Consider the following 20621-nt stretch of genomic DNA (forward strand, 5'->3'; position numbering starts at 1 on the left):
CATGAAAGACACTACGATTTTGCCTTTCATGCTTACATGGTTGGGAACACGATTTTAAAAGTGGTCCCTTCTCCAATTTCAGATTGAACACTGATTTGTATTTGATGGTACATCGCAATGCTTTTTACAATTGCTAGTCCTAATCCATATCCAACATCCCCTTCCAGATTCGTTTTCATGAAGCGGTCAAAAACAAATGGTAAATCCGCTTTAGGAATTCCGATGCCGGTATCAGTAATCATAATCTCGTAAGTGCCGTTGTTTAAATAATTGTCCGTTATGAAAATCTCTCCATTGTTCCGATTAAACTTAATGGCATTATGAATCAGATTAAAAAATAACTGAAACAGCAAGTCCTTGTTAACGCCTTCCAATATCGCCTCTGCTGAGACATTTATAAAGATCTGGATATGTTTTTCTTCGAGCCGATGACTGATCTCCTCTACAATCTCGTTAAACAGTAGCAGCGGTTTAACCTGCTCCTTTCTAATGTATTGCTCATTTTCAATTCGGGAAATCAACAACAGAGATTTGGTGATGTTTTTTAATCTATCTACTGTTTTCATCATTTCTATAATAGCCATAGAAGATGGCTCATCAAGGGTTTCGTCCGTAAGCAGATTTTCCATTTTATTCTGAAGAATGCTAATAGGGGTCATCAGTTCATGGGAAGCATTGGAAGTAAATTCCCTTTCTTTATAAAAAGCTTCATTGATCTGGCTCATTAAAAGGATTAGCGATTCATCCAGGTATTTAAAATCAGTTGTACTGGTTTGAACCCGTTTCTGCCCATCTTTAAAGGGGAATTTTCTGTTTATTAATTTTGTCTTTATAATTTTTGCCAGCGGACGGATCAATACACGGATAAAAGTAAGGTCAATTAGTATGGTCAGGCCAATCAGGATGATCAATACATATAAGGCAAATCGTTGTAAGGGTTTGTTATACTGGTTGATACTTGCGGTTGTCTTACCGATCTCCAGCAGATAATTTTTGTTCTTGTCTTTAAAGGTATAACTCAGAACTCTGTAGTTGAGCGTATCCCTTTCTATAAGGCGTTGAGAATTTTTAATGGTATCCATGCTTAGACTGGATTCTACCGGTAGTAATGCAATGAATTCTTCCTTAAGCATGGTATAACTACCATAATTATCTTCACCCTGAAAGTAATAATCCGTGCCATTCTTTTTTACGATATCGAGTACTTTCTTTCGCTGCTGCTTTAAAGTATAATTGGTGTATTCAGAAGCAATCTGTTTCACAAGGAAGGGTAGTGCGAGCACAAACAACAATACAATCACCAGTTTTGATCCGGTAATGAAGAGGGTAAGTTTAGTAGATAATTTCATGTTACTTCTTAATTCGGTAGCCTACACCACGTACAGTTTCCAGCCATTCGGTGTCAGCCCATACATTTAATTTCTTACGAATGTTCTTAATATGAGCATCGATATAATTTGAGTCATAATCATCATTGACAAAAGTGCCCCAAATGTGTTCGCTTAGCTGAGCACGTGTCAATACCCGATTTTTATGGAGTAAAAGATAACTCAGTAGGTCAAATTCTTTGCGAGAAAGTTCGACCTTTTCCTGCCCAAACATGACCACTCTTTTGGGAAGATCTATATGGAATTCGCCAATAGATAACAATTCTTCGGTGATGCTGAATTTCCGTCGTGCAATGGCCTGCAGTCTGGATTGCAGCTCTAAAAGGTAAAATGGTTTGGCCAAATAATCATCTGCACCAAGATCCAGTCCACTAATTCTGTCTTTTAGCTGAGTTCTTGCGGTAATAATGATATAAGCCGCGTCAGGATTGTTCTTTTTAGCTCTTTTTAAAATCTCCAGTCCATCGCCATCCGGTAAACTTAAATCTATTAATATGAAGTCGTATTTATTCTGTTCCAGTTGCTCCAGCCCGGTTTTGAAGGTATGCGCAATATCACATAGATAAAAACTTTTTTTTAGAAAAGAATCTATTTCATGAGCGAGTGTTTTTTCATCCTCAACGATTAATACTTTCATAGGAATTTTGGATTAAAACTGATAGTAAAAAGCCAGACCAAAAAACGATTGCTGGGATTTTAGCTCAGCCTCGGCTTTAGGGCCAAGAATAGATAACTGATAACTAATCTCTGCTAAATAATTTGCCCGACTTAAACTAAGCGGTAATTTAAAATTGTAAGATAATAAATTAAAGCTATCAGCAGGCACAGTAGTCGTGATCGTTGAACTGGAATTTCCAGGTGAAACAGGGCTTTTGCCCTTTCCATTAGCGTTGTCGCGATTGTTCTTTTTTGTGGTATAGGTTTCATAAAAATGCCGGGTACCCGCTACCAATTCTATGGCAGGCGCTAATGAAAGTGCATTTTTCTCATTAAATAAGCTACCAATATTGATTTCTTTGGAATGGGTTAGGCTTAGAAAAATATCATTCTGTTTCCCAAAAGCATAGTCGGTACTAAATGAACTTTTGAGCCAAGACCAACTATAATTAGCCGTGAAATTCACATTGTTTTCATTCGCGGCCTGCAATAATGGTGAGTTTGAAGGGAAAAAAGAGCGTGTATAAGCTATCCCTGTGCTAAACTTCTCATTAAAGTCATAATCAAAACCAGCGCCCAGATCTGTTTCTGATAAACCTCTTCCGTAATTTAAAAGCTTATAAGAACCTGCAGAAAGATACAGGCCAACAGGAAACCTAACTGTTGCATTAATTAGTATATAAGGAAGTTTTTCATTGGTGGCTTGTCCATAATAACTCACGTTACTGCTGTATAACGAGGCTAAAGTGACTGTCGTTTTTTCAACACTGTCTTCCTGCGCCTGTACCTTAAAGGAAGCCATAGAAATCAAGACGAGTAGAAATATAAATCTCATAGGGTATGCACTATGGTCTTTTGATTTTTGGACGGATAACCTTAATAGGCTTTACTTTAATATTTGGCTTAACCACGGGCGGTCTTGCTTGCTTACGGGCTTTAGGCACTTCTCTGATGTCGGCTTTATCGGGGCTCGGGTTGTTAGTAGGTTTTTCTTTATTCTCTGGTTTTTGCTTGCTTTCATCCTGTAGTTGGTCCTTTTTTCCTTCTTTCATTGGTACGGTCGCCCAAAGTAAAAAAGGAGTGGCCAAAATAAAAACACAAGCTAATAATGCCTTGAAAATGAATGGTCTGTCCATTATGTAAATATAAAGATTTTATTTCCCTAACAAATGTCATCACTGAACATGAATTTAAGATGAAATTTTGGGGTCAAATAAACTCAGAATTTCATGTTGAATTCATGTTCGTACCGCAATTTTGAGTAACGAAAATGTTAATATTCACTAAAATCTAAAACTATGAAAAAGAGAATCATGTATACCGGATTAACCTGTTTTCTTGCCGGACTTACTATCTTTATTGGATGTAAAAAAGACAATAACAGTTCTGCGGATGGAACAACCAAAGTCGAGATCCGAATGACTGATGCACCTGGAAACTTTGATAAGATCAACTTGAGTGTTAAGGAAATCGTACTGTTTTCAGAGGGCAAGCCTTATAAATTCGCTTCCACAGCGAGTATTTTTAATATCCTGGATTTTAGAATCGGGAGCAGTAATCCTGATATTCTGGTTGCTTCAGGAGAAATGCCAAGTGGCGAAATCACTGAAGTAAGATTGGTATTGAACGATTCAGGAAATACTATTGTGGTTGGTGGTGTTTCACAGGCACTCACTACTCCAAGCGGACAATCATCTGGCTGGAAAGTTAAACTTAAAGCAAACCCATCATTGGTTCCTGGGGTAACGTATTCATTATTGCTTGATTTTGATGCAGCGAAATCGATCGTTAGTACCGGAAATGGTAAGTACTTGCTTAAACCTGTAGTTAGAGGGATCACAGCAGCGACATCTGGTTTAATATCAGGAACTGTATTGCCATTGTTGAGCCACCCAGAAGTGTTAGTAATTGCAGGAACTGATACCGTAGGTACAATTGCTGATCCTTTGACTGGTAAATTCACCGTTGGTGGACTTGGGGCAGGTAGTTATTCCGTAAAATTTGTTCCCGTTGTTGGCTATAGAGACAGTACCATTACAAATGTTAATGTGGCTCTTGGTCAAAACACCAGCTTAGGCACGATTACACTTAAGCAATAAATTGCGTAACTTCATCAACTGCTTACTAAAATAGTCAACTATGAAAAAAATATTTCTAACTCTTCTTATTGCAATTGGCTTTGTTTCGTTCCGGGCTTCTGCGCAAGTGAGTATAAACGTAAATATCGGATCACAGCCCTTATGGGGACCTGTCGGTTACGATCATGCAGATTACTACTATCTCCCAGATGTTGAGAGTTATTATTATGTACCTAAAAAACAGTTTATCTATTTGGATAATGGTAGATGGAACTTTTCAGCTTCACTGCCTACCAGATATAGCGGATATGATTTATATAATGGTTATAAGGTCGTGATCAATTCGAGAGACGCTTATCATAATTTTGATAATGATAGGGTTCGCTATGCAAAATATAAAAAAGTAAAAGGGCAAAAGGTGATCAAATATAGTGACGACCCACGCTATTATGTAGTTAAAGGTCATCCTCATGGGATTCCTCCCGGACAAGCGAAAAAAATAGATTCAAGAAAGAATGATGGAGGCAAGGCGAAAGGGCATGGAGGCGGAAAGGGTAATGGAAAAGGAAAGCATTAATCATAACAAATAAGTTTTTTGATTGCATATAAAGCTAAAGGCTCCCTTCGGGAGCCTTTTTCAATTAATTTTTATTTTGCTAGTTTGCTGCAATCGAGAAAATGGATATTTATTTTGTCCCAATTTTATTAAACTATGAACTTTAGAGAAGCTACAGTTGAAGATATAGCGCCAATTCATTTGGTTAGAAATGCTGTAACTGAAAATGCATTGTCAAATCCTGATTTGATTATGTACAATGATTATGTAGAATTTTTAACTGTAAGAGGGAAGGGCTGGGTGTGCGAAATTGATGGACAAATCGTTGGATTCTCTATCGCTGATTTAAAGGAAGAAAATATCTGGGCGTTGTTTCTATTGCCGGAGTTTGAAGGAAAGGGTATTGGAAGACAATTGCAGGATTTAATGCTGAACTGGTATTTTTCTAATGAGAAAGACAATGTTTGGTTAGGAACCAGTCCTAAAACAAGGGCTGCGGAATTTTACCGGAAATCTGGTTGGGTAGAAAATGGAAACAACGGGCAGAAAGAGATTAAATTTGAAATGACGAAAGAGATATGGATGAACATCTCTGCGCCTAGTTCTATTTAATGCTAAATTGCATTTGGGAACCAAGCCATTGGAATATCTGCCTCAAATGATATACTGTTATTGCTAATCCTTTTTTCAAATCTCCCTTCAATTTTAAAACCAAGTTTTTCATATAATTGAATAGCTCTTGAATTTGTTTCTCTGGCAATCAGTTCAACCCTTAAAATTTCACTCCTATTGGATTGAACATCAGCTAGCAACGTCTGAAAAAGCTTTTTCCCCAGACCTTTACCTTGATAGTCGGGGTCTACTGCAATTGTAAGTTCGCTTAAAACATGTCTAAAAACCGCAGGTTCTAGTTGATAGCCCTTTGTGATCTCTGTCTCAGTCCGGGCAAGGCCTCCAAGTATCTTACTTACGGTTTTGTAGAGGTCAAAAATTTTGTTGGCATCTTCCAGCTCAGCTCTTCTGATATGTAATTGATTGGCGTTCATTTAATGGAGCTTAATTTGCAATTTTGTTTATGCCCCGAAGTTAAAAAATAACTCCTAACGGAGATGAATACTCGGAGTAAATAAAACCACTCCATTATTTAGATTCATTCCAATTAAATACTTAGCTTTGGGCAAATTTAATCATTGTGCCTGGATCTCCTTCAAATCAAGACCGACACCCTCGGTTTGCTGTTCACCAAATGGACGAGCAAGGCTTTGCGCATATCTACCGGAATTGTTGGAAAAGTGTATTTGGCATAATTTTTCATTATACACATGATGAAGAAATTGCTGAAGAAATCAGTCAGGATCTATTTGCCTCACTCTGGGAGCGCCGGGAGAAGCTCATCATTAAAACAAGCATTGAGCAGTATTTAAATCGGGCAGCCAAACTAGAAGCTTTTGAATATCTGCGTACCAGTAACAGTCACAGGCTGCACATCAATTGTGCGCTACAAAATCTATGTGGCAGCAGAAATTGTACAGAAGAACAGGTGTTTTTCAACGCACTGAAAGGAAGTCTGGACGTATTGGTGGATGAGCTGCCATGCCGTTGCCGGGAAGTGTATCGCTTAAGCCAGGAGCAGGGGATGAACAATAAATCAATTGCTACTGCCTTGTTGATCTCAGAGAAAACAGTGGAATATCACCTTTATAAGGCAATGAGTTTTTTAAGAAATAATCTGAAGGAATTCAGGTAGTTGTCAAATAATGTAAAGCGCAAATATTTTTTTTTACAAATCCGCCTAGGAGAAATGCCGATTTATCCGGCTTAAGGTATATGGGCACATCAGTGGTGCCTGGGATGTATGCAGATTACAAAGGAACTTATTGAACGTTACCACCAGGGGCAATGCAGTCCGGATGAACAAGATATTGTTCAACAATGGCTGGAGTCGGATGAGGTGGAAATGAGCTTTCCAGAAAATATAGATTTAAACGCTATAGAAGATAAAGGCTGGAAGAAAATTTCAAGTCGTTACCACATTCCTGAAGTACAGGAACAAAGAAGGGGCTTTAAATTCAATTACCGGATAATCTTGCAGCTTGCAGCTTGCCTTATGCTGGTACTGGTAACTCTTTTTTACCTAAATACAAAACTTAAAAGCGAGAATCCTAATCGTACGCTGGCTTATAAAGAAGTAAAGACACTTAAAGGGCAGAAACTAAGCGTATCGTTGCCTGATGGGACAATCGTCTGGATGAATGCAGAAAGCATCTTGAGGTTTCCTGTAAGTTTTAAAGGCAATCTCAGGGAGCTGGAATTTAGCGGGGAAGCTTATTTCAATGTAGCTAAAGATCGGTCAAAACCTTTTGTGATCCATACCGCAAAAACCAAAGTTCAAGTGTTGGGGACCAGGTTTAACTTAAGGGCCCTGGTAGCTGAAACAGCGACATCAGTAGTCGTCGAAGAAGGCAAAGTTCAGTTTAGTGGGGATTCGGGTAAACAGCATCAAATCCTGACCGCCAATAAACGCGGTGTGTTTGAAATAGGCAGATCAGGAGTTTTATCTATGAAAACCGAGGAGGTGCATGCAGGTAAATATACAGCCTGGAGAAATAACGAGTTGCTTTTTGACAATGTAACAATGCAAGAGGTGGCACAGGTACTTGAGCGCTGGTATAATGTGAAAATTGCGATTAACAGGCAAGCACTGCGCAAGGAGCGCTATACAGGTAGTTTTAACAACCCGGCGCTAAGCGTGGTGTTGGAAAGTATGGGCTTCGCAGTAAAGTTCAATTATAAGCAGCATGGCCAGACATTTATTCTCTATTGATCACTCCAATCCAATTCTAAAAATAAACCCGGTTTCGGTCGCCAAACTTCATACCGGGCTATTGAAAAATCAATTCATCATTAATTTAACAACAAACAAAAGTATGTACAAAGGATGTACCCAAAAGAAACAATTCGTAAAATTTCTGCTTTTAATCTGCAGTATCCTATATCTGCCCTACAACAGTTATGGCCAGCAAAATACGGTACTGGAAAAACCAGTGACACTGCAACTGAGCAATGTAAGCCTTGCTGATGCTTTGAATGCCATTGCAGAGGCGACTGGTGTACGCTTTTCCTACAGCAGTACACAGCTAAATGTACAAAAAAGAGTAAGCGTAGACTTCAAACAGAAGTCGCTAAAGGATGCACTATCAGATTTGTTGGGCAGCCAGCTTAAAGGAATCAGTGTAAATGGTACGCAGCTAACCATCCAGACTTCCAGTGGGAAGGGCAGGATTAGAGGTACAGTGAAAACAAGGGATGGAAAAGCCGCTGAGTTTGTTACTGTAGGCATTAAAGGTGTAAAAAGTGCCCAGGTTGATGCCAAAGGTAATTATGTATTAAAAGATATAGAAGCTGGAACTTATACCCTGATTGCCACTTTTGTAGGATTAAATGCACAGCAAAAAGAGGTTCAGATCTTGGCAAATGAAACGCTGAATGTAAATTTTGTATTGAGCGAAAATAACCAGCAGTTAGAAGAGGTGGTGGTCAATGGCGGAACTACCAATAAGTTCTCTGTAAAGAAAACGACTACTTCAGCTAAGATGCCACTGGGTAACCTGGAAAACCCTCAGGTGTATACCACTATTCCAAAGGCTTTGCTCAGTGAATTGATGATTACCGATTTCAGTACGGCATTAAAAAACAGCCCTGGTGTATATAAAATTCAGGGGAGTCGCGGAATTAACAGTGATGGCGCTTCTTATTATGTGATGCGAGGATTCCGAACTGAGGCTTCTTTGATAGATGGCGTTCCTGGACAAACGAATGGGGAGGTCGATCCTGCCAATATAGAAAGAGTGGAATTGATTAAAGGCCCCTCAGGAACATTATTTGGGGGAGCGGTAATCTCTTTCGGTGGTTTGATCAATATTGTCACCAAAAAGCCTGTCGATACCCTTGGTGGTGAATTGGCTTATACCACCGGTAGTTATGGTTTAAATCGAATTTCGGCAGATGTTTACGGACCGGTAAATAAAGATAAAAAGTTGCTTTTCAGGATGAATGCAGCTTATCAAAACCAAAATAGTTTTCAGGATGCTGGTTTCAGAAAATCAACTTTTTTAGCGCCAGCAGTTGAATATAGGGCTAGTGAACGTCTGAATCTGAGTTTAAGTGCTAGCTTTTATCAATCGGAAGGAACCAGTTCTTCGTCGATCTTTTTGAACCGGGTGCGTCCATTTATCGCCACCACGCCAAAGGAACTGAATTATGACTGGAAGCGCTCTTATAACAGTAATGATCTGACCATGAAAAACCCTACGATAAATATCAGAGGACAAATTACCTATAAGCTTTCTGATCAATGGACTTCACAAACCATTTATTCGAACAATAGTCGTAAATCGGATGGTTTTTATCAGTATGAATTTGTTCGCGGGGCGACTTCGGATGAAATGCTGGAGCGTAACATATCTCTGCAGAATTCAGTGAATACTGCGAGCGATTTACAACAGAATTTTATCGGAGATTTCAAAATTTTAGGCCTACGTAATAGGCTGGTTGCCGGTCTGGATTACCTGAACCAAACGATAAACAATGACAACTCACCTTACATCGTGTTTGACAATACTAGCGGCTTGGTACCGGATGCAAATTATGTAAAATTATCGCGATCGGCTGTAGAAGCCAGATTGGCTGCAAGTACCGCTGCACCAACCAAAAATAATACTAAAAGTAATATCTATAGTGTCTACGCCTCTGATGTGCTGAATGTGAGTGACCGCTTAATTGCAATGCTGAGTTTGCGTGTAGATCGTTTTCAGAATCGCGGTACGCGTAATCAGGCAACGAATGTATTGGTCCCAAATAGTACTTATATGCAAACTGCTGTATCACCTAAGTTTGGCCTTGTTTACCAGGTTTTAAAAGATCGCTTATCAATTTTTGGTAATTATATGAATGGCTTTATGAATGTGGCACCAATTACACAACCAGTTTCTACCATTTCAGGTACGTTTAAACCCCAGCATGCCAATCAATTTGAGGGAGGTGTCAAAATGGATTTGTTGGATGGTAAGCTAAGCTTTACGGCAAGTGTATATGACATCAAAGTGGATAATTTGACACGTAATGAAGATTTGGTGGTAGATGGTGTTAATTATAATGTGACGGTGCAAAATGGCACGCAAAAAAGTAAAGGTGTTGAGGTAGAATTGATCACCAGCCCTCTGGAAGGTTTGAATATCATTGCTGGATATAGTTATAATGACAGCAAACTCGTTAAGTCTACTCCTGCACTGGAAGGAAGAAGACCAGCTTCTGCAGGTCCTAAAGATCTGTTCAATAGTTACGTGAGTTATCGTTTGCCTGCGGGTGAGCTCAAAGGCCTTGGCCTGGGATTGGCTTGTAATTATGTTGGAAAACATTTAACCTCTAATTCAGCAGTGACCGGTGTGTTTACTTTACCTTCTTATGTGCTACTAACTTCTACTGCTTTTTATGATACCAAACGTTACCGGTTGAGTTTAAAGGTAGAAAATATAACAGATGAATTGTATTTTACCGGACAAGGAGTATTAAGCGTGCAAATGCCTAGAACTTTGGCTGCTGGTGTTACCATTAAGTTTTAATTTTGAAGGTTAAAAAGATCATAGGACAAATTCACCTCTGGCTCGGACTCGCTTCCGGGCTAGTGGTGTTTATTTTGGGAATTACAGGGGCGATTTATGCGTTTTCAGATGAAATAAAAGAGCTGATTTATAAGGATCGGCTGCAGGTAAGCGTGCCTGACGGGGCAGTACGTTTGCCTTTGAGCCAGTTAAAATTAATCGCAGAAGAAGCGATAGGCAAAGATCGGAAGATATCGAGGGCGGAACTTTCTCAATCACCAGGAAGAACGTACATGTTCAGGGCAATGAAGCTAAACAGGAAGGCTTTTGGCTATTGGAATTATTATCAGTATTATGATAAGGTTTACCTGAATCCTTATACTGGGCAAGTGGTATTTAAGGAGGATGCCAAAAGGGAATTTTTTACTGTGGTTTTGGCTTTGCACATGAATTTGCTGCTAGGGAACAATGTTGGACACTTCGTTGTGCGCTGGTCGGTGGTTTGTTTCGTGATTTTGTTGATTTCAGGGATCGTGTTATGGTGGCCCAAGAACTGGAAGCCTAAACAATTGAAGAAAAGTTTCAAGGTAAAATGGAACGCAAAATTTAAAAGACTGAATTACGACCTGCATAATGTCCTGGGTTTTTATAGTTTTCTGGCATTGATGGTGATTGCGCTGACAGGCCTGATGTGGTCTTTTGAACTGACCACTGAAAATAAGGCGAAGGTATTGTCTGATACTACACAGGTATCGGAGATCATGCCAAACGACCTGATTCTTGGCCAGGCCTTAAAGGCTTCGCCCAGAACTGCTTATTTCCTGTATAATTTCCCTTCTGCCAACAGTGGAACGGTGAATGTATCAGCTTACCAGAGTGAAATGCGTTTGTATGATCGGGTACAATATAAATTTGATCGGTACAGTGGAAAGTTGTTGCAAAAAGGAGATGCTTTTGGGCAACTTTCTTTGGGAGCTAAGGTGATCGCCATGAATTATGACCTGCATACGGGTAGTGTATTGGGGCTTGGCGGGAAATTACTGACGTTTTTGGCTGGGCTGATTGCCGCTGGCTTGCCTGTTACTGGTTTTTTGATCTGGTGGAGACGAGGGAAGCAGCTAAAGGGTGTAAATAAAATTCTGCCATGAGTTAATAGCTGGCAGCGTCTTTTTTATGGTGTAAATTGTAGAGGCATGATGGATGCTCTTTTAATAATTAGTTAATGCATATTTAATATACCGTTATCCGCTGGTTATGTAGTTTTGGGCAATTAAAGATTGGTTGAAATGTCTGCAAAGCTGAAGGACGAATATGAATTGATTGCCCGTTGGAGAAATGGGGATGAAAAATCATTTGATGCGCTTTTTAGCTTGCATTTTGCCAAACTTCACCAGTTTGCCCTGAGACATACCAATGATACTGGGCTTGCAGAAGAACTGGTAATGGATACCATGCTTAAAGTTTGGCAGCAGAAAAGTAAACTGCACCACGATGCTGTCTCACTTGCACCTTTATTGTTCCGTATCCTTCAGGTTTCCCTTATCGACCATTACCGAAAAAGAAAGCTGGAAACGACGGATATCTCATTACTGACCGTAGAACCACAGAGTACGGAAAATGCAGATAGCAGATTACTCACCAGCCAATTGCAAACCTTGTATCGGGTTGGACTGGATAACTTAAGCCCCCGGCAAAAACTGGTGTTTGAAATGCGTAGCGAAAGAGAAATGAGCTATAGTGAAATTGCCGGAGAACTGGAGCTGTCTACCAAAACGGTTGATAGGCATCTATCTGATGCCATGACGTCAATTAGAAAACACGTTTCCAAATTCCTTACCATTGGGGTTATCAGTCTTATCTATATCTACTGCCTTTTTCTATAGTCTCAATTTATTTCGTGTTTTATTTGAAAAAAAATAGCTGATAATCAGATGGTTGTTTGTGTTTTTTTAAAAAAAGTAATCTTTCATATGGGGAACTCTTCCATTTTTTACGAATTAACTAGTAGAGAACATTATGAAAGACCACCATATGAAGGTATCTATTGATCGGGAGTTATTGGCAAAGTATATACGCAGGGAATGTACTGTTCAGGAAAAGCAGCGGGTAGAGGCATTCCTATTTCAGCCAGAATGGCAACAGGCATTGGAAGAGCTGCTGAAAGAAGATTTCGAAGCATTTGATCATGTATCCTATACAGAAAGTGAAAACATTAGCTGGAACCAGCATTTTCGGGAAAACTATACGCATAAACAATCAGGCAGGTTTTTTAGATACAGTCAATGGATGGGCTATGCTGCCGCTTGTTTGATCCTATTCGCTGCGGGGTTCTGGTATTTCAGTGTCAATCAGAAGACATCCGTAGTGGAACATCAGCAGGTTGTGATGATGGAACAAGTCAATCCGAGTGGGCAGCGTTCTGTAATTACCCTGCCCGACAGTTCTGTTGTACATTTAGGTGCATTGAGCAGTATCCGTTATCCCAAAAAATTCGGTTCAAAATATCGTGAGGTAATCCTCAAAGGTGAAGCTTTTTTTGATGTAAAACCTGATAAGAGACATCCATTTACCGTTCTGACAGGTGTCGTCCAAACCAAGGTTCTGGGTACCTCTTTTAAGATAAATGCATTTAAACAGGTCATGGTATCGGTCGCGACTGGTAAGGTTCAGGTAGCCAAACTCAATAGTGAGGGCACAACAGACAAACCATTAGCCATCTTAACGCCTGGACAGCAGGTGAGCTGGAATGCGGATACCAACGAGACAAAGCTTGACCTTGTAGACATAGATGAAATTAGGGAATGGACTAAAGGCAAAGTAACCTTTGCCAATGCTTCACTAGCAGAGATAGTAGAAACGCTGGAAAGATGGTACAACGTAGAGATCAGCTTTGCCGACGAAAAGATGGCAAGGACCAGACTTTCCCTGATCGTAAAGGCCGCTGTTCCTATTCAGCATTCCCTTGATATTATCTGTAGTACAGCGCATCTCAAATATAAGGTGGCCGGAAATAAGATTACCATTACCCATAAACAAATAAATAGAAATATGAACAGATAGCTACCAAACAAAAAAGAGGGTAACCTTAGAGGCCACCCCCGTTTAGCAATGCAGCGCAAGTCCGAGATTTCGACGTCCGAAGACCTGCAAAGCACTATTCCCGCATGGCAAGGCCCTGCGGGCAGTTTACAGATTTTAATTAAAAAACACAGCAAACATTCAAAAGTATGCAAAAAGGAGAACAAAAGTCCCCTACAATAAATTTTATCATGAAGTGTTCATTAATCGTGCTGATGGCACAACTTACCTTCACGGGCGTGATATGGGCCGCAACTGCGAACGGACAAAACATCGATCAGGTAAAGGTTGACCTGAAATTTCAGCAGAGCAGCTTACAACAGAGTTTACTTACCCTTCAAAAAAAGAGTGGAGTACAAATTTCATTTGCAGACCAGCTGCTGGCCAAAGAGACTAAAAAAATAACCCTAGATGCCCGTCAGATTTCAGTACGTGAAGCCATAAAGAATATTTTAGAAAGAACCAACCTCACTTATCGTTTAGAACGCGATTATATTATCATTGATGCAAAACCCATTCCTCAGCGGCCCGGCCGGATCTCTGGTAAGATCGTTGACGAAAAGGGAGAGCCCCTGCCTGGAGCTTCTGTTAAATTAATAGAAACAGGCCAGACGGTACAGAGCAGTGTTGATGGTACTTACCAGTTCAATGTTGCATCTGGAAATTATACCATTGAAGTCAGCTATATCTCTTTTCAGACCAAACGCATCTCAGATGTGGCGGTGAAAATAGGCGGACTTACGAAACTGGATGTACTGCTTAAAGTCGCATCAAGTTCTTTGAAAGAAGTGGTGGTAAAATCATCCTTCAAAAAGGAATCTGTCAATGGCCTCTACGTTCAACAGAAGAATAATGCTTCCATTACCGATGGAATTTCTGCTGAGCAGATTGCTAAAACACCAGATAACAACCTGGGGCAGGTACTAAAACGCATTAGCGGCGTAACCACAATTGATACCCGTTATGTAGTGGTACGTGGAATGACGGAGCGTTACAATCAGGCGATGCTAGATGGAGTAATTATCCCGAGTACTGATATGAACCGCCGAAACTTCTCTTTCGATGTAGTGCCGCAGGAACTGGTGAGCAATGTGGTGGTGAATAAAACTGCAAGTGCTGATCTTTCTGCCGAGTTTTCCGGTGGACAGATCCTGATCAATACTTTGGATATACCCGAGGAAAATTTTACGTCTATTGCATTAGGTACAGGATACAATAGCCGCACTACAGGCAAAGATTTTGTCAACCTTGGGGGCCGGACAACTTCTGATTATTTGGGTTTTGACAACGGCAGAAGGAATACACCAATGGATCTTCAATCATGGACACAGCGGAATGAACCCGTTCCTTCTTATGCAATGGAACAGAGCAAACGTTTCAACAGCGAACAATTGAAGGCAAATGTCAGCAAGGCCATTCCAAATCAAAACTATCGTTTCTCACTGGGCCGTATCTATCAGCTAAAAAAGGATTTAAAAATTGGATTTTCTGGGGGATTAACCTACCGGAATACGCAGGAAACCAATCCCTACCAAACCATCAGGAATTCAGGATTTGCCAATCTGGGAGGTGCCCAACCAATAGATACTGCATCCATACGGGGAGAGGGGAACCTACACAAATTCAATACTACACTTGGTGGTGTATTCAATGCCGGGCTACAGGGAGAGAAGTTCAAGATCGCCTCGAAAAACTACTATTCGCATGTGTTTAATGAAACCATGCAGGATGCCTCCCGGTATGAACAGGATAATGAGTTCCGCTTTAAGGAGCTGCTGGCCGTTCCGGAATATACGACCGTATTTCAGAACAAGCTGGAAGGTGAAAATCTGATCGGTAGCAAAGGAACCAAGTTTAACTGGAGTGTTGCGAGGACTACAATCAGCCAAGATATAAAGGATATGCGCAGGTTGCGTTATGGGATAATCACCGATGTTAACGGTGTTGATTATTACGACAAACCACAGACCAACGGCTTTAGTGATGCATCAGGGTCATATGATTACCGCCTTTCTACCAGATTAAAGGAGACAGATTACAACTGGTCGGCCAGCCTGAGCCAGCCTTTTAATTTTTTAAATGATAAAAGTGTACTGAAGGCGGGTTATGCAGGCTGGTATAAGGAACGTGCCTTAAACTCGACCATGGTACAGATCATTAAGCAGGAACAGGTTTTAGGGCGTCCGCTAATTGGAAGGTATGAAGACCTGATGGCACCAGAACGTATGGGGCTCAGTGGAGATTCTGCATTTTATTATGCCGATGCGGGCAGGAACGGAACGCAGTATACAGGTTCGTCTAAATACCACTCCGCCTATTTGATGCTTGATCAGCGCTTCTTTAAGAAATTAAGGCTGGTTTATGGCATCAGAGCAGAGAATTTTAACCTGGCAAACGCACAGGAACAGTTTTTACGTGATCCGTTTAGTAGTTTAGCCGATTCAAAAGTCGACCCTTTTGTGACCGGTGAAAAGAACTGGCGTTTTCTGCCTTCAGTGAATGCCACCTATAGCTTGACTGATCAAATGAATTTCAGGGCCGCTTATTCGACCACTATGATACGACCGGATTTTAGGGAAACCTCTTACTTTGAGTTGTTTGACCCTTACCTGGAATCATGGATCAGTGGCTGGAACGTCGTAAGCACAAAAATAAAGAACTATGATTTGCGCTATGAATGGTATCCTGCTGCAGGAGAGATCATTTCAGTATCTGGATTCTACAAGGATTTTGACAAGCCACTGGAGCTGGTGGCGCAGAACGTGACTGGAGGATCGGGGAAAATACGCTACCTAAGGTTTCAGAACCAAAAAAAGGCCGTCAATAAAGGATTTGAGGTAGAGTTCCGGAAAAGACTAGGCTTTATAGCAGATAAGCAATGGCTACGTAACATTACGATATTCGGAAATGGAACCTGGATGCAATCGAAAGTAGAGGCGCTTAATTATACCGTAGTTGCCCATGATGGTGGGACTTCTTATGAACTTGTTGAAACAGAAGTGCCTGGCGTAAAACGCCCGTTATATGGTCAATCGCCATGGATCATCAACGCGGGACTAAGTTATGACTCCCAAATCTTTGGCGCAAACATCAGTTACAACCGTTCTGATTACCGCTCTTACGTGGTCGACGTTCACCCGGGACAGGTAGAGTATGAAAATGGGAGGAATATGGTTGATTTGCAGCTGAGTACCCGTCTGCTAAAACAAAAAGCAGAAATAAAACTGAACATCAGTAACCTCTTGGATGCCGAAACTTTTTTTTATACAAATCCGAGTGGATATGTACTTGAGCCTGGCACCAGCGGATATAGCAGGCTTAAAGGCGCAGAGAAATACAATGCAGCCGATGGCGATCGGAAGACTTACAGGGTAAAGAACGGCAGAACGGCTAGTATCACTTTTAGCTATAAATTTTAACGAATAAATATTCAGATATGAAAACACTATTAAATATTATCATCACCTGTTTAATCATGGTCGGCTTTACTTCTTGTAAAAAGCAGGAAGCTTATTTAAAGGAAACAGCGAGCTATGCAGGTATTCCGGTATTTATCAATAACAGTATTTTAGGAAATAAAATAGGGACTAAACTGAATGATATCCCTATTGAGTTGTACAAGGGCATATTTTTGAGTGGTCCGGGTAAATTCACCTTTTACAACAAAAATACAGGTGCTGTACTATTAGAGAAAGAATTTAATCTGGAATACAATTTAAAAGACACCTTGTATCTTTTTCAACCAGACAGCGCAGTTGCACCTCAATTGATAAAAAATACCCAGGTCAATGAGCCTGCAGCTCCAGCTGGGTTTTTTAAAGTAAAATTTGCCAACCTTAGTAAGCAGACAATTACCTCTCCCTCAGGTATGCCATATCCTAAAATAGATGTCATTGTTAAATGTAATTATATCAATGTAGTAACATTTTTGCCCATTGATACGCTCATAGCCATTGGATCAAGTCTGGACACCGCAAGTTATTATCTAGTAAAAAAACCTTTTAGGAGTGGGCTAATTCAAAATCAATACAAATTTTCATTTTTAGATCACGATACGAAGCAGCCATTGTTAAATAGTAGTGGAACTTTATTTCAAGGATTTGCCGCTCTTACCACTTCCACAAATCCAAAAAACGTTTACACAGTTTATTTTGCAGATGTTCTGAGACCTGCTGCCAACGCTACTTATATTCTCAGAAATGGCTCATATTATGATGTATCGGTAAATAAGTTATTTGAAGTAAATTGAATTTTGCTTTGATATTCAAAGGGAGCCCTAAAAAGGCTCCCTTTTTTAAAATTAATAATACTTTTTAACCTCTTAGTTTATTTTTTTCAATTCCTCGTTTAGACTTTGAAGTTCATCACCCATAGATTTCAATTAGCTTTCCTGAATGCATAAGTTAAAGCGACACTTAAAAGCAATGCCCCAGTAAAGGTCAGTGCAGCAGTTAAGGAAAAGTGGTAGGCGATAAATCCGAGAAGTGCAGGCCCTGCAAGCTGACCTGCGTAGCCCATGGTGCTAATCGCTGGAATAGCGGTTGAAGCGGGTATTCCTTTAAGTCTGCCGCCCTCGCTAAAGAATACCGGTACTATGTTTGCTGCACCTACTCCCAGGAGCGCAAAGCCAAGAAGGGTAGTCGGAATCCATGGCGTTGCAACAGCAATAAAGATTCCTATGGCAGCGATGAGGCCACCACCAACCACCACTGTTTTTCCACTAAATCGCTCAACTATGCGATCCCCTAAGAGCCGCATGATTGCCATTGCAATAGAAAAGGTCGCATACCCAACTCCCGCAAGCTCTGCATCTATTCCTCTACTCTCCTTTAAAAAAAGCGCACTCCAATCCAACATGGCTCCTTCGGACAGAAATACGGCAAAACATGCTGCGCCAAGAAAAATTACGCTGGAACTGAGCCATCCCGATCTGGGTTTTATTTTATTTTCTGGGTGTATATTATTTTCCTGCATATCACCTTCTTGCTCTTTGGAGAACAGAAACTGATATTTCCATAGCAGGATGATTATAAGTAGTATCGAAATTGAAATTGCGGCAGTTAATGGATTGAGTCCTGCACGCATCAATAATCCCAGTCCCAGAGCGCCACACAGGCCACCTACACTAAAAAGACCATGAAGGGATGACATGATGGGGCGACGATACTGGTTCTGAACATGGATACCATGGGAATTCATCGCTACATCAATGACACCGATCCCCGCTCCAAAAACAAAGAGTGCCGCCCCCATCATCCATGGATTTGGCATCAATAACAATATGGAAAGGAAGATAGCAGCGACCAGTCCCGAAATCAATATGACGACCCTTGTACCATAAAGCTTAGAAAGATATCCACTCAGTGGCATCATTGAAATCGCCCCAGCCCCTAAAAGCAGCAGCAGTAGCCCAAGATTAGCATCATTTAAGTGGAGCCTTTCTTTTACGAAGGGCACCATGGGTGCCCAGCTGGAGAGGGCAAACCCGCATACCAGGAATATATATTGTGTCGCTTTTTTGGCTTTTGTTGTGATCTGGTTATCATCCATTATGCAAATTAATGCAATATATTGCAAATTTGCAAATAACTGTATCTGGTGTGAATTAGAAATTGCTTTAATGATAGGAGGATTTTATGCAATGGACTGAAAGAATTACATTTGTTGGTAAATGATCAGAGAAAAAAGGTTTGAGCATATAATCGCTAGTTTAAAGACTACAGGTACGATCACCTATAGCGAAATGTCTAGAGACCTGTCAGTTTCTGAGGATACCATCCGCAGGGATATTGACTACCTACACGAAAATGGTCTGTTGTCAAAAGTGAGAGGCGGAGCGATATCGCGTGACAAAAATCCCCTTTCCTTTCAAGACCGCACTGATTTTCTGTCTACGGAAAAAGAGGTAATCGGGATGAAGGTTCAGCCATTACTTAAGGCTGGTATGAGTGTGTTCATGGATGGTGGAACCACGATATGTGCGGTTGCGGAATGTTTACCAACTAATACCTCATTAAGGGTTATCACCAATAATATGGCTCTGGTTCCTTTGTTGGCGCGGTTCCGGAACATAGAAGTAATTGTACTTGGCGGGAACTATGACCGGGATACACAAACAAATACTGGTGCCAGAACGTGTGATGAGGCGGCTGAGTTCGTTGTGGATCTTTATCTTATGGGCACCTGCGCAATCTCGAAGGATTTCGGCATAACCTCGGCAATAAGAGAGGATGGCGCTGTAAAGAAGGCAATGCTCAAAGGTTCGAAAACGGTGGTTGTGATCAGCAATAGCAATAAAGTAGGTGCCAACGAACCTTTTGTAGTCTGCGGCTTACAAGGAATTAACGTTTTAGTAACTGAACTTCCAAGTGATGATCCCAGGCTGGATGAGTTACGGTTTAAGAATTTGAAGATTATCTAATTTCTATTTAATCATTGAGATTAAATAGCCCAAAAACCAATGAAAATACTAGCTTTAGAATACGAGGAATTAAATTCAATATCAGATTTAACACCTGAAGGGTGGAATGATATCAAACCGAGTTTCGGTTTTTATGTACAATCATCCTTTTGCTTTCCAATTAAGATTGTGATTGATGATAAAATTGTTGGATTAGGTGCAACCATTATTCATAATGATGTAGCTTGGCTTGGCCACATTATAGTCCACCCTGATCAAAGAGGTAATGGAATCGGAAAATGTGTTACACAAGCGCTGATTGATATTGCGAAGCAAAATAAATGTGAGACTATTTATTTAATCGCGACTAAGCTCGGTGCTCCAGTATATGAAAAGCTGGGTTTTGTTACTGATACAGAATACTTGTTTTTTAAAGATGTAAAATTTGATGAAGAACTGGTGATTTCAGATCAGGTAATACCTTATAATCAAGATTTCAAAGACGAAATTTCAATCCTTGATAAAATGACTACGGGAGAGGAAAGAATGATGCATCTTGAAAATTCTCTTGAAAATGGATTTGTGTATATTAATAATCATAGAATTGAAGGGTTCTATTTGCCGGCTCTTGGTGATGGGTTAATTGTTGCAAATAATTCAGCCGCCGGCCTTGAACTTTTAAAGCTTCATTTAAAATCTAATGACAAAGTATCTTTTCCTATAGATAACCTGTTGGCTACAGATTTTTTGCACAATAATGGCTTTAAGGAATATGATGTTGCAAAACATATGAGACTAGGAAATATCAGATCCTTCAAACTCGAAAATATTTACAACAGAATAGGGGGGAATGTAGGATAAATG

The 20621-nt window shown here is 40.4% G+C and carries 19 protein-coding genes; 13 read left to right on the top strand and 6 right to left on the bottom strand.

Annotation, left to right across the window (positions count from 1 at the left end; translation table 11 throughout):
• Positions 1 to 32 precede the first annotated feature (32 nt).
• From EZ444_RS07805 to EZ444_RS07820, 4 genes are read right to left on the bottom strand one after another with little or no spacing between them, the layout of a single operon-like run.
• The gene (locus EZ444_RS07805; protein WP_131608165.1) at positions 33 to 1349 is read right to left on the bottom strand and encodes a sensor histidine kinase; all 1317 of its coding nucleotides are present in this window, start codon (positions 1347 to 1349) and stop codon (positions 33 to 35) included.
• 1 nt (position 1350) lies between these two features.
• Positions 1351 to 2025, bottom strand: a complete 675-nt coding sequence (locus EZ444_RS07810; RefSeq protein ID WP_131608166.1) for a response regulator transcription factor — start codon at positions 2023 to 2025, stop codon at positions 1351 to 1353.
• A 12-nt stretch (positions 2026 to 2037) separates the two neighbouring features.
• Complete coding sequence (locus EZ444_RS07815) at positions 2038 to 2880, bottom strand: hypothetical protein (protein WP_131608167.1); 843 nt, start codon at positions 2878 to 2880, stop codon at positions 2038 to 2040.
• 10 nt (positions 2881 to 2890) lie between these two features.
• Positions 2891 to 3181, bottom strand: coding sequence for a hypothetical protein (locus EZ444_RS07820; RefSeq protein WP_131608168.1), 291 nt, complete (start codon positions 3179 to 3181; stop codon positions 2891 to 2893).
• Positions 3182 to 3343: 162 nt separating this feature from the next.
• Between EZ444_RS07820 and EZ444_RS07825 the strand changes: the two genes are divergently transcribed.
• From EZ444_RS07825 to EZ444_RS07835, 3 genes are all read left to right on the top strand, one after another.
• Entirely contained in the window at positions 3344 to 4144 is an 801-nt protein-coding gene (locus EZ444_RS07825; RefSeq protein WP_131608169.1) for a DUF4382 domain-containing protein, read from the top strand.
• Positions 4145 to 4184: 40 nt separating this feature from the next.
• Complete coding sequence (locus EZ444_RS07830) at positions 4185 to 4700, top strand: hypothetical protein (RefSeq protein ID WP_131608170.1); 516 nt, start codon at positions 4185 to 4187, stop codon at positions 4698 to 4700.
• 135 nt (positions 4701 to 4835) lie between these two features.
• Positions 4836 to 5291, top strand: coding sequence for a GNAT family N-acetyltransferase (locus EZ444_RS07835; RefSeq protein WP_131608171.1), 456 nt, complete (start codon positions 4836 to 4838; stop codon positions 5289 to 5291).
• 2 nt (positions 5292 to 5293) lie between these two features.
• Here EZ444_RS07835 and EZ444_RS07840 read toward each other — a convergent pair whose 3' ends face one another.
• Positions 5294 to 5725 carry a GNAT family N-acetyltransferase gene (locus tag EZ444_RS07840; RefSeq protein WP_131608172.1) on the bottom strand — a complete coding sequence of 144 codons (432 nt, stop codon included), beginning with the start codon at positions 5723 to 5725 and terminating at the stop codon, positions 5294 to 5296.
• Positions 5726 to 5925: 200 nt separating this feature from the next.
• On the opposite strand from EZ444_RS07840, the gene EZ444_RS07845 reads away from it, so the two are divergent.
• From EZ444_RS07845 to EZ444_RS07880, 8 genes are all read left to right on the top strand, one after another.
• The gene (locus EZ444_RS07845) at positions 5926 to 6426 is read left to right on the top strand and encodes an RNA polymerase sigma-70 factor (RefSeq protein ID WP_131608173.1); all 501 of its coding nucleotides are present in this window, start codon (positions 5926 to 5928) and stop codon (positions 6424 to 6426) included.
• A gap of 108 nt (positions 6427 to 6534) precedes the next feature.
• Positions 6535 to 7503, top strand: coding sequence for a FecR family protein (locus EZ444_RS07850; protein WP_131608174.1), 969 nt, complete (start codon positions 6535 to 6537; stop codon positions 7501 to 7503).
• Positions 7478 to 10300: a TonB-dependent receptor gene (locus EZ444_RS07855; protein WP_225874666.1), complete on the top strand. Its 2823-nt coding sequence runs from the start codon at positions 7478 to 7480 to the stop codon at positions 10298 to 10300. The genes EZ444_RS07850 and EZ444_RS07855 overlap by 26 nt, the downstream gene beginning before the upstream one ends.
• A 2-nt stretch (positions 10301 to 10302) precedes the next feature.
• Positions 10303 to 11427, top strand: coding sequence for a PepSY-associated TM helix domain-containing protein (locus tag EZ444_RS07860; RefSeq protein ID WP_165503555.1), 1125 nt, complete (start codon positions 10303 to 10305; stop codon positions 11425 to 11427).
• Between the two features lie 138 nt (positions 11428 to 11565).
• Complete coding sequence (locus EZ444_RS07865) at positions 11566 to 12162, top strand: RNA polymerase sigma factor (protein ID WP_131608176.1); 597 nt, start codon at positions 11566 to 11568, stop codon at positions 12160 to 12162.
• A 133-nt stretch (positions 12163 to 12295) separates the two neighbouring features.
• Complete coding sequence (locus EZ444_RS07870) at positions 12296 to 13339, top strand: FecR family protein (protein WP_131608177.1); 1044 nt, start codon at positions 12296 to 12298, stop codon at positions 13337 to 13339.
• A 209-nt stretch (positions 13340 to 13548) separates the two neighbouring features.
• Entirely contained in the window at positions 13549 to 16776 is a 3228-nt protein-coding gene (locus EZ444_RS07875; protein WP_165503556.1) for a TonB-dependent receptor domain-containing protein, read from the top strand.
• Positions 16777 to 16793: 17 nt separating this feature from the next.
• A complete protein-coding gene (locus tag EZ444_RS07880) occupies positions 16794 to 17606 on the top strand; it encodes a hypothetical protein (protein WP_131608179.1) in 813 nt (270 codons plus the stop codon).
• A 128-nt stretch (positions 17607 to 17734) separates the two neighbouring features.
• On the opposite strand, the gene EZ444_RS07885 is transcribed toward EZ444_RS07880, so the two are convergent.
• Entirely contained in the window at positions 17735 to 18907 is a 1173-nt protein-coding gene (locus tag EZ444_RS07885; RefSeq protein WP_131608180.1) for an MFS transporter, read from the bottom strand.
• A gap of 121 nt (positions 18908 to 19028) precedes the next feature.
• Here EZ444_RS07885 and EZ444_RS07890 point away from each other — a divergent pair, with 121 nt between their 5' ends.
• Both EZ444_RS07890 and EZ444_RS07895 read left to right on the top strand, forming a co-directional pair.
• On the top strand, positions 19029 to 19778 hold the full coding sequence (locus tag EZ444_RS07890) for a DeoR/GlpR family DNA-binding transcription regulator (protein WP_131608181.1): 750 nt from the start codon (positions 19029 to 19031) through the stop codon (positions 19776 to 19778).
• Positions 19779 to 19817: 39 nt separating this feature from the next.
• A complete protein-coding gene (locus tag EZ444_RS07895) occupies positions 19818 to 20618 on the top strand; it encodes a GNAT family N-acetyltransferase (protein WP_131608182.1) in 801 nt (266 codons plus the stop codon).
• The last annotated feature ends 3 nt before the right edge of the window (positions 20619 to 20621 follow it).

Origin of the sequence: Pedobacter hiemivivus (genome assembly GCF_004331685.1) — a bacterium.
In the GTDB taxonomy this organism is placed as follows: Bacteria; Bacteroidota; Bacteroidia; order Sphingobacteriales; family Sphingobacteriaceae; genus Pedobacter; species Pedobacter hiemivivus.

What these genes read in the sequence shown, in the direction of transcription:
- EZ444_RS07870 (WP_131608177.1), top strand. Translation starts at nt 12,296, where the DNA reads ATGAAAGACCACCATATGAAGGTATCTATTGATCGGGAGTTATTGGCA.
- EZ444_RS07885 (WP_131608180.1), bottom strand. Translation starts at nt 18,907, where the DNA reads ATGGATGATAACCAGATCACAACAAAAGCCAAAAAAGCGACACAATAT.
- EZ444_RS07880 (WP_131608179.1), top strand. Translation starts at nt 16,794, where the DNA reads ATGAAAACACTATTAAATATTATCATCACCTGTTTAATCATGGTCGGC.
- EZ444_RS07830 (WP_131608170.1), top strand. Translation starts at nt 4,185, where the DNA reads ATGAAAAAAATATTTCTAACTCTTCTTATTGCAATTGGCTTTGTTTCG.
- EZ444_RS07835 (WP_131608171.1), top strand. Translation starts at nt 4,836, where the DNA reads ATGAACTTTAGAGAAGCTACAGTTGAAGATATAGCGCCAATTCATTTG.
- EZ444_RS07825 (WP_131608169.1), top strand. Translation starts at nt 3,344, where the DNA reads ATGAAAAAGAGAATCATGTATACCGGATTAACCTGTTTTCTTGCCGGA.
- EZ444_RS07850 (WP_131608174.1), top strand. Translation starts at nt 6,535, where the DNA reads ATGCAGATTACAAAGGAACTTATTGAACGTTACCACCAGGGGCAATGC.
- EZ444_RS07895 (WP_131608182.1), top strand. Translation starts at nt 19,818, where the DNA reads ATGAAAATACTAGCTTTAGAATACGAGGAATTAAATTCAATATCAGAT.
- EZ444_RS07820 (WP_131608168.1), bottom strand. Translation starts at nt 3,181, where the DNA reads ATGGACAGACCATTCATTTTCAAGGCATTATTAGCTTGTGTTTTTATT.
- EZ444_RS07890 (WP_131608181.1), top strand. Translation starts at nt 19,029, where the DNA reads ATGATCAGAGAAAAAAGGTTTGAGCATATAATCGCTAGTTTAAAGACT.
- EZ444_RS07805 (WP_131608165.1), bottom strand. Translation starts at nt 1,349, where the DNA reads ATGAAATTATCTACTAAACTTACCCTCTTCATTACCGGATCAAAACTG.
- EZ444_RS07840 (WP_131608172.1), bottom strand. Translation starts at nt 5,725, where the DNA reads ATGAACGCCAATCAATTACATATCAGAAGAGCTGAGCTGGAAGATGCC.
- EZ444_RS07865 (WP_131608176.1), top strand. Translation starts at nt 11,566, where the DNA reads ATGTCTGCAAAGCTGAAGGACGAATATGAATTGATTGCCCGTTGGAGA.
- EZ444_RS07845 (WP_131608173.1), top strand. Translation starts at nt 5,926, where the DNA reads ATGGACGAGCAAGGCTTTGCGCATATCTACCGGAATTGTTGGAAAAGT.
- EZ444_RS07875 (WP_165503556.1), top strand. Translation starts at nt 13,549, where the DNA reads ATGAAGTGTTCATTAATCGTGCTGATGGCACAACTTACCTTCACGGGC.
- EZ444_RS07810 (WP_131608166.1), bottom strand. Translation starts at nt 2,025, where the DNA reads ATGAAAGTATTAATCGTTGAGGATGAAAAAACACTCGCTCATGAAATA.
- EZ444_RS07855 (WP_225874666.1), top strand. Translation starts at nt 7,478, where the DNA reads ATGGCCAGACATTTATTCTCTATTGATCACTCCAATCCAATTCTAAAA.
- EZ444_RS07815 (WP_131608167.1), bottom strand. Translation starts at nt 2,880, where the DNA reads ATGAGATTTATATTTCTACTCGTCTTGATTTCTATGGCTTCCTTTAAG.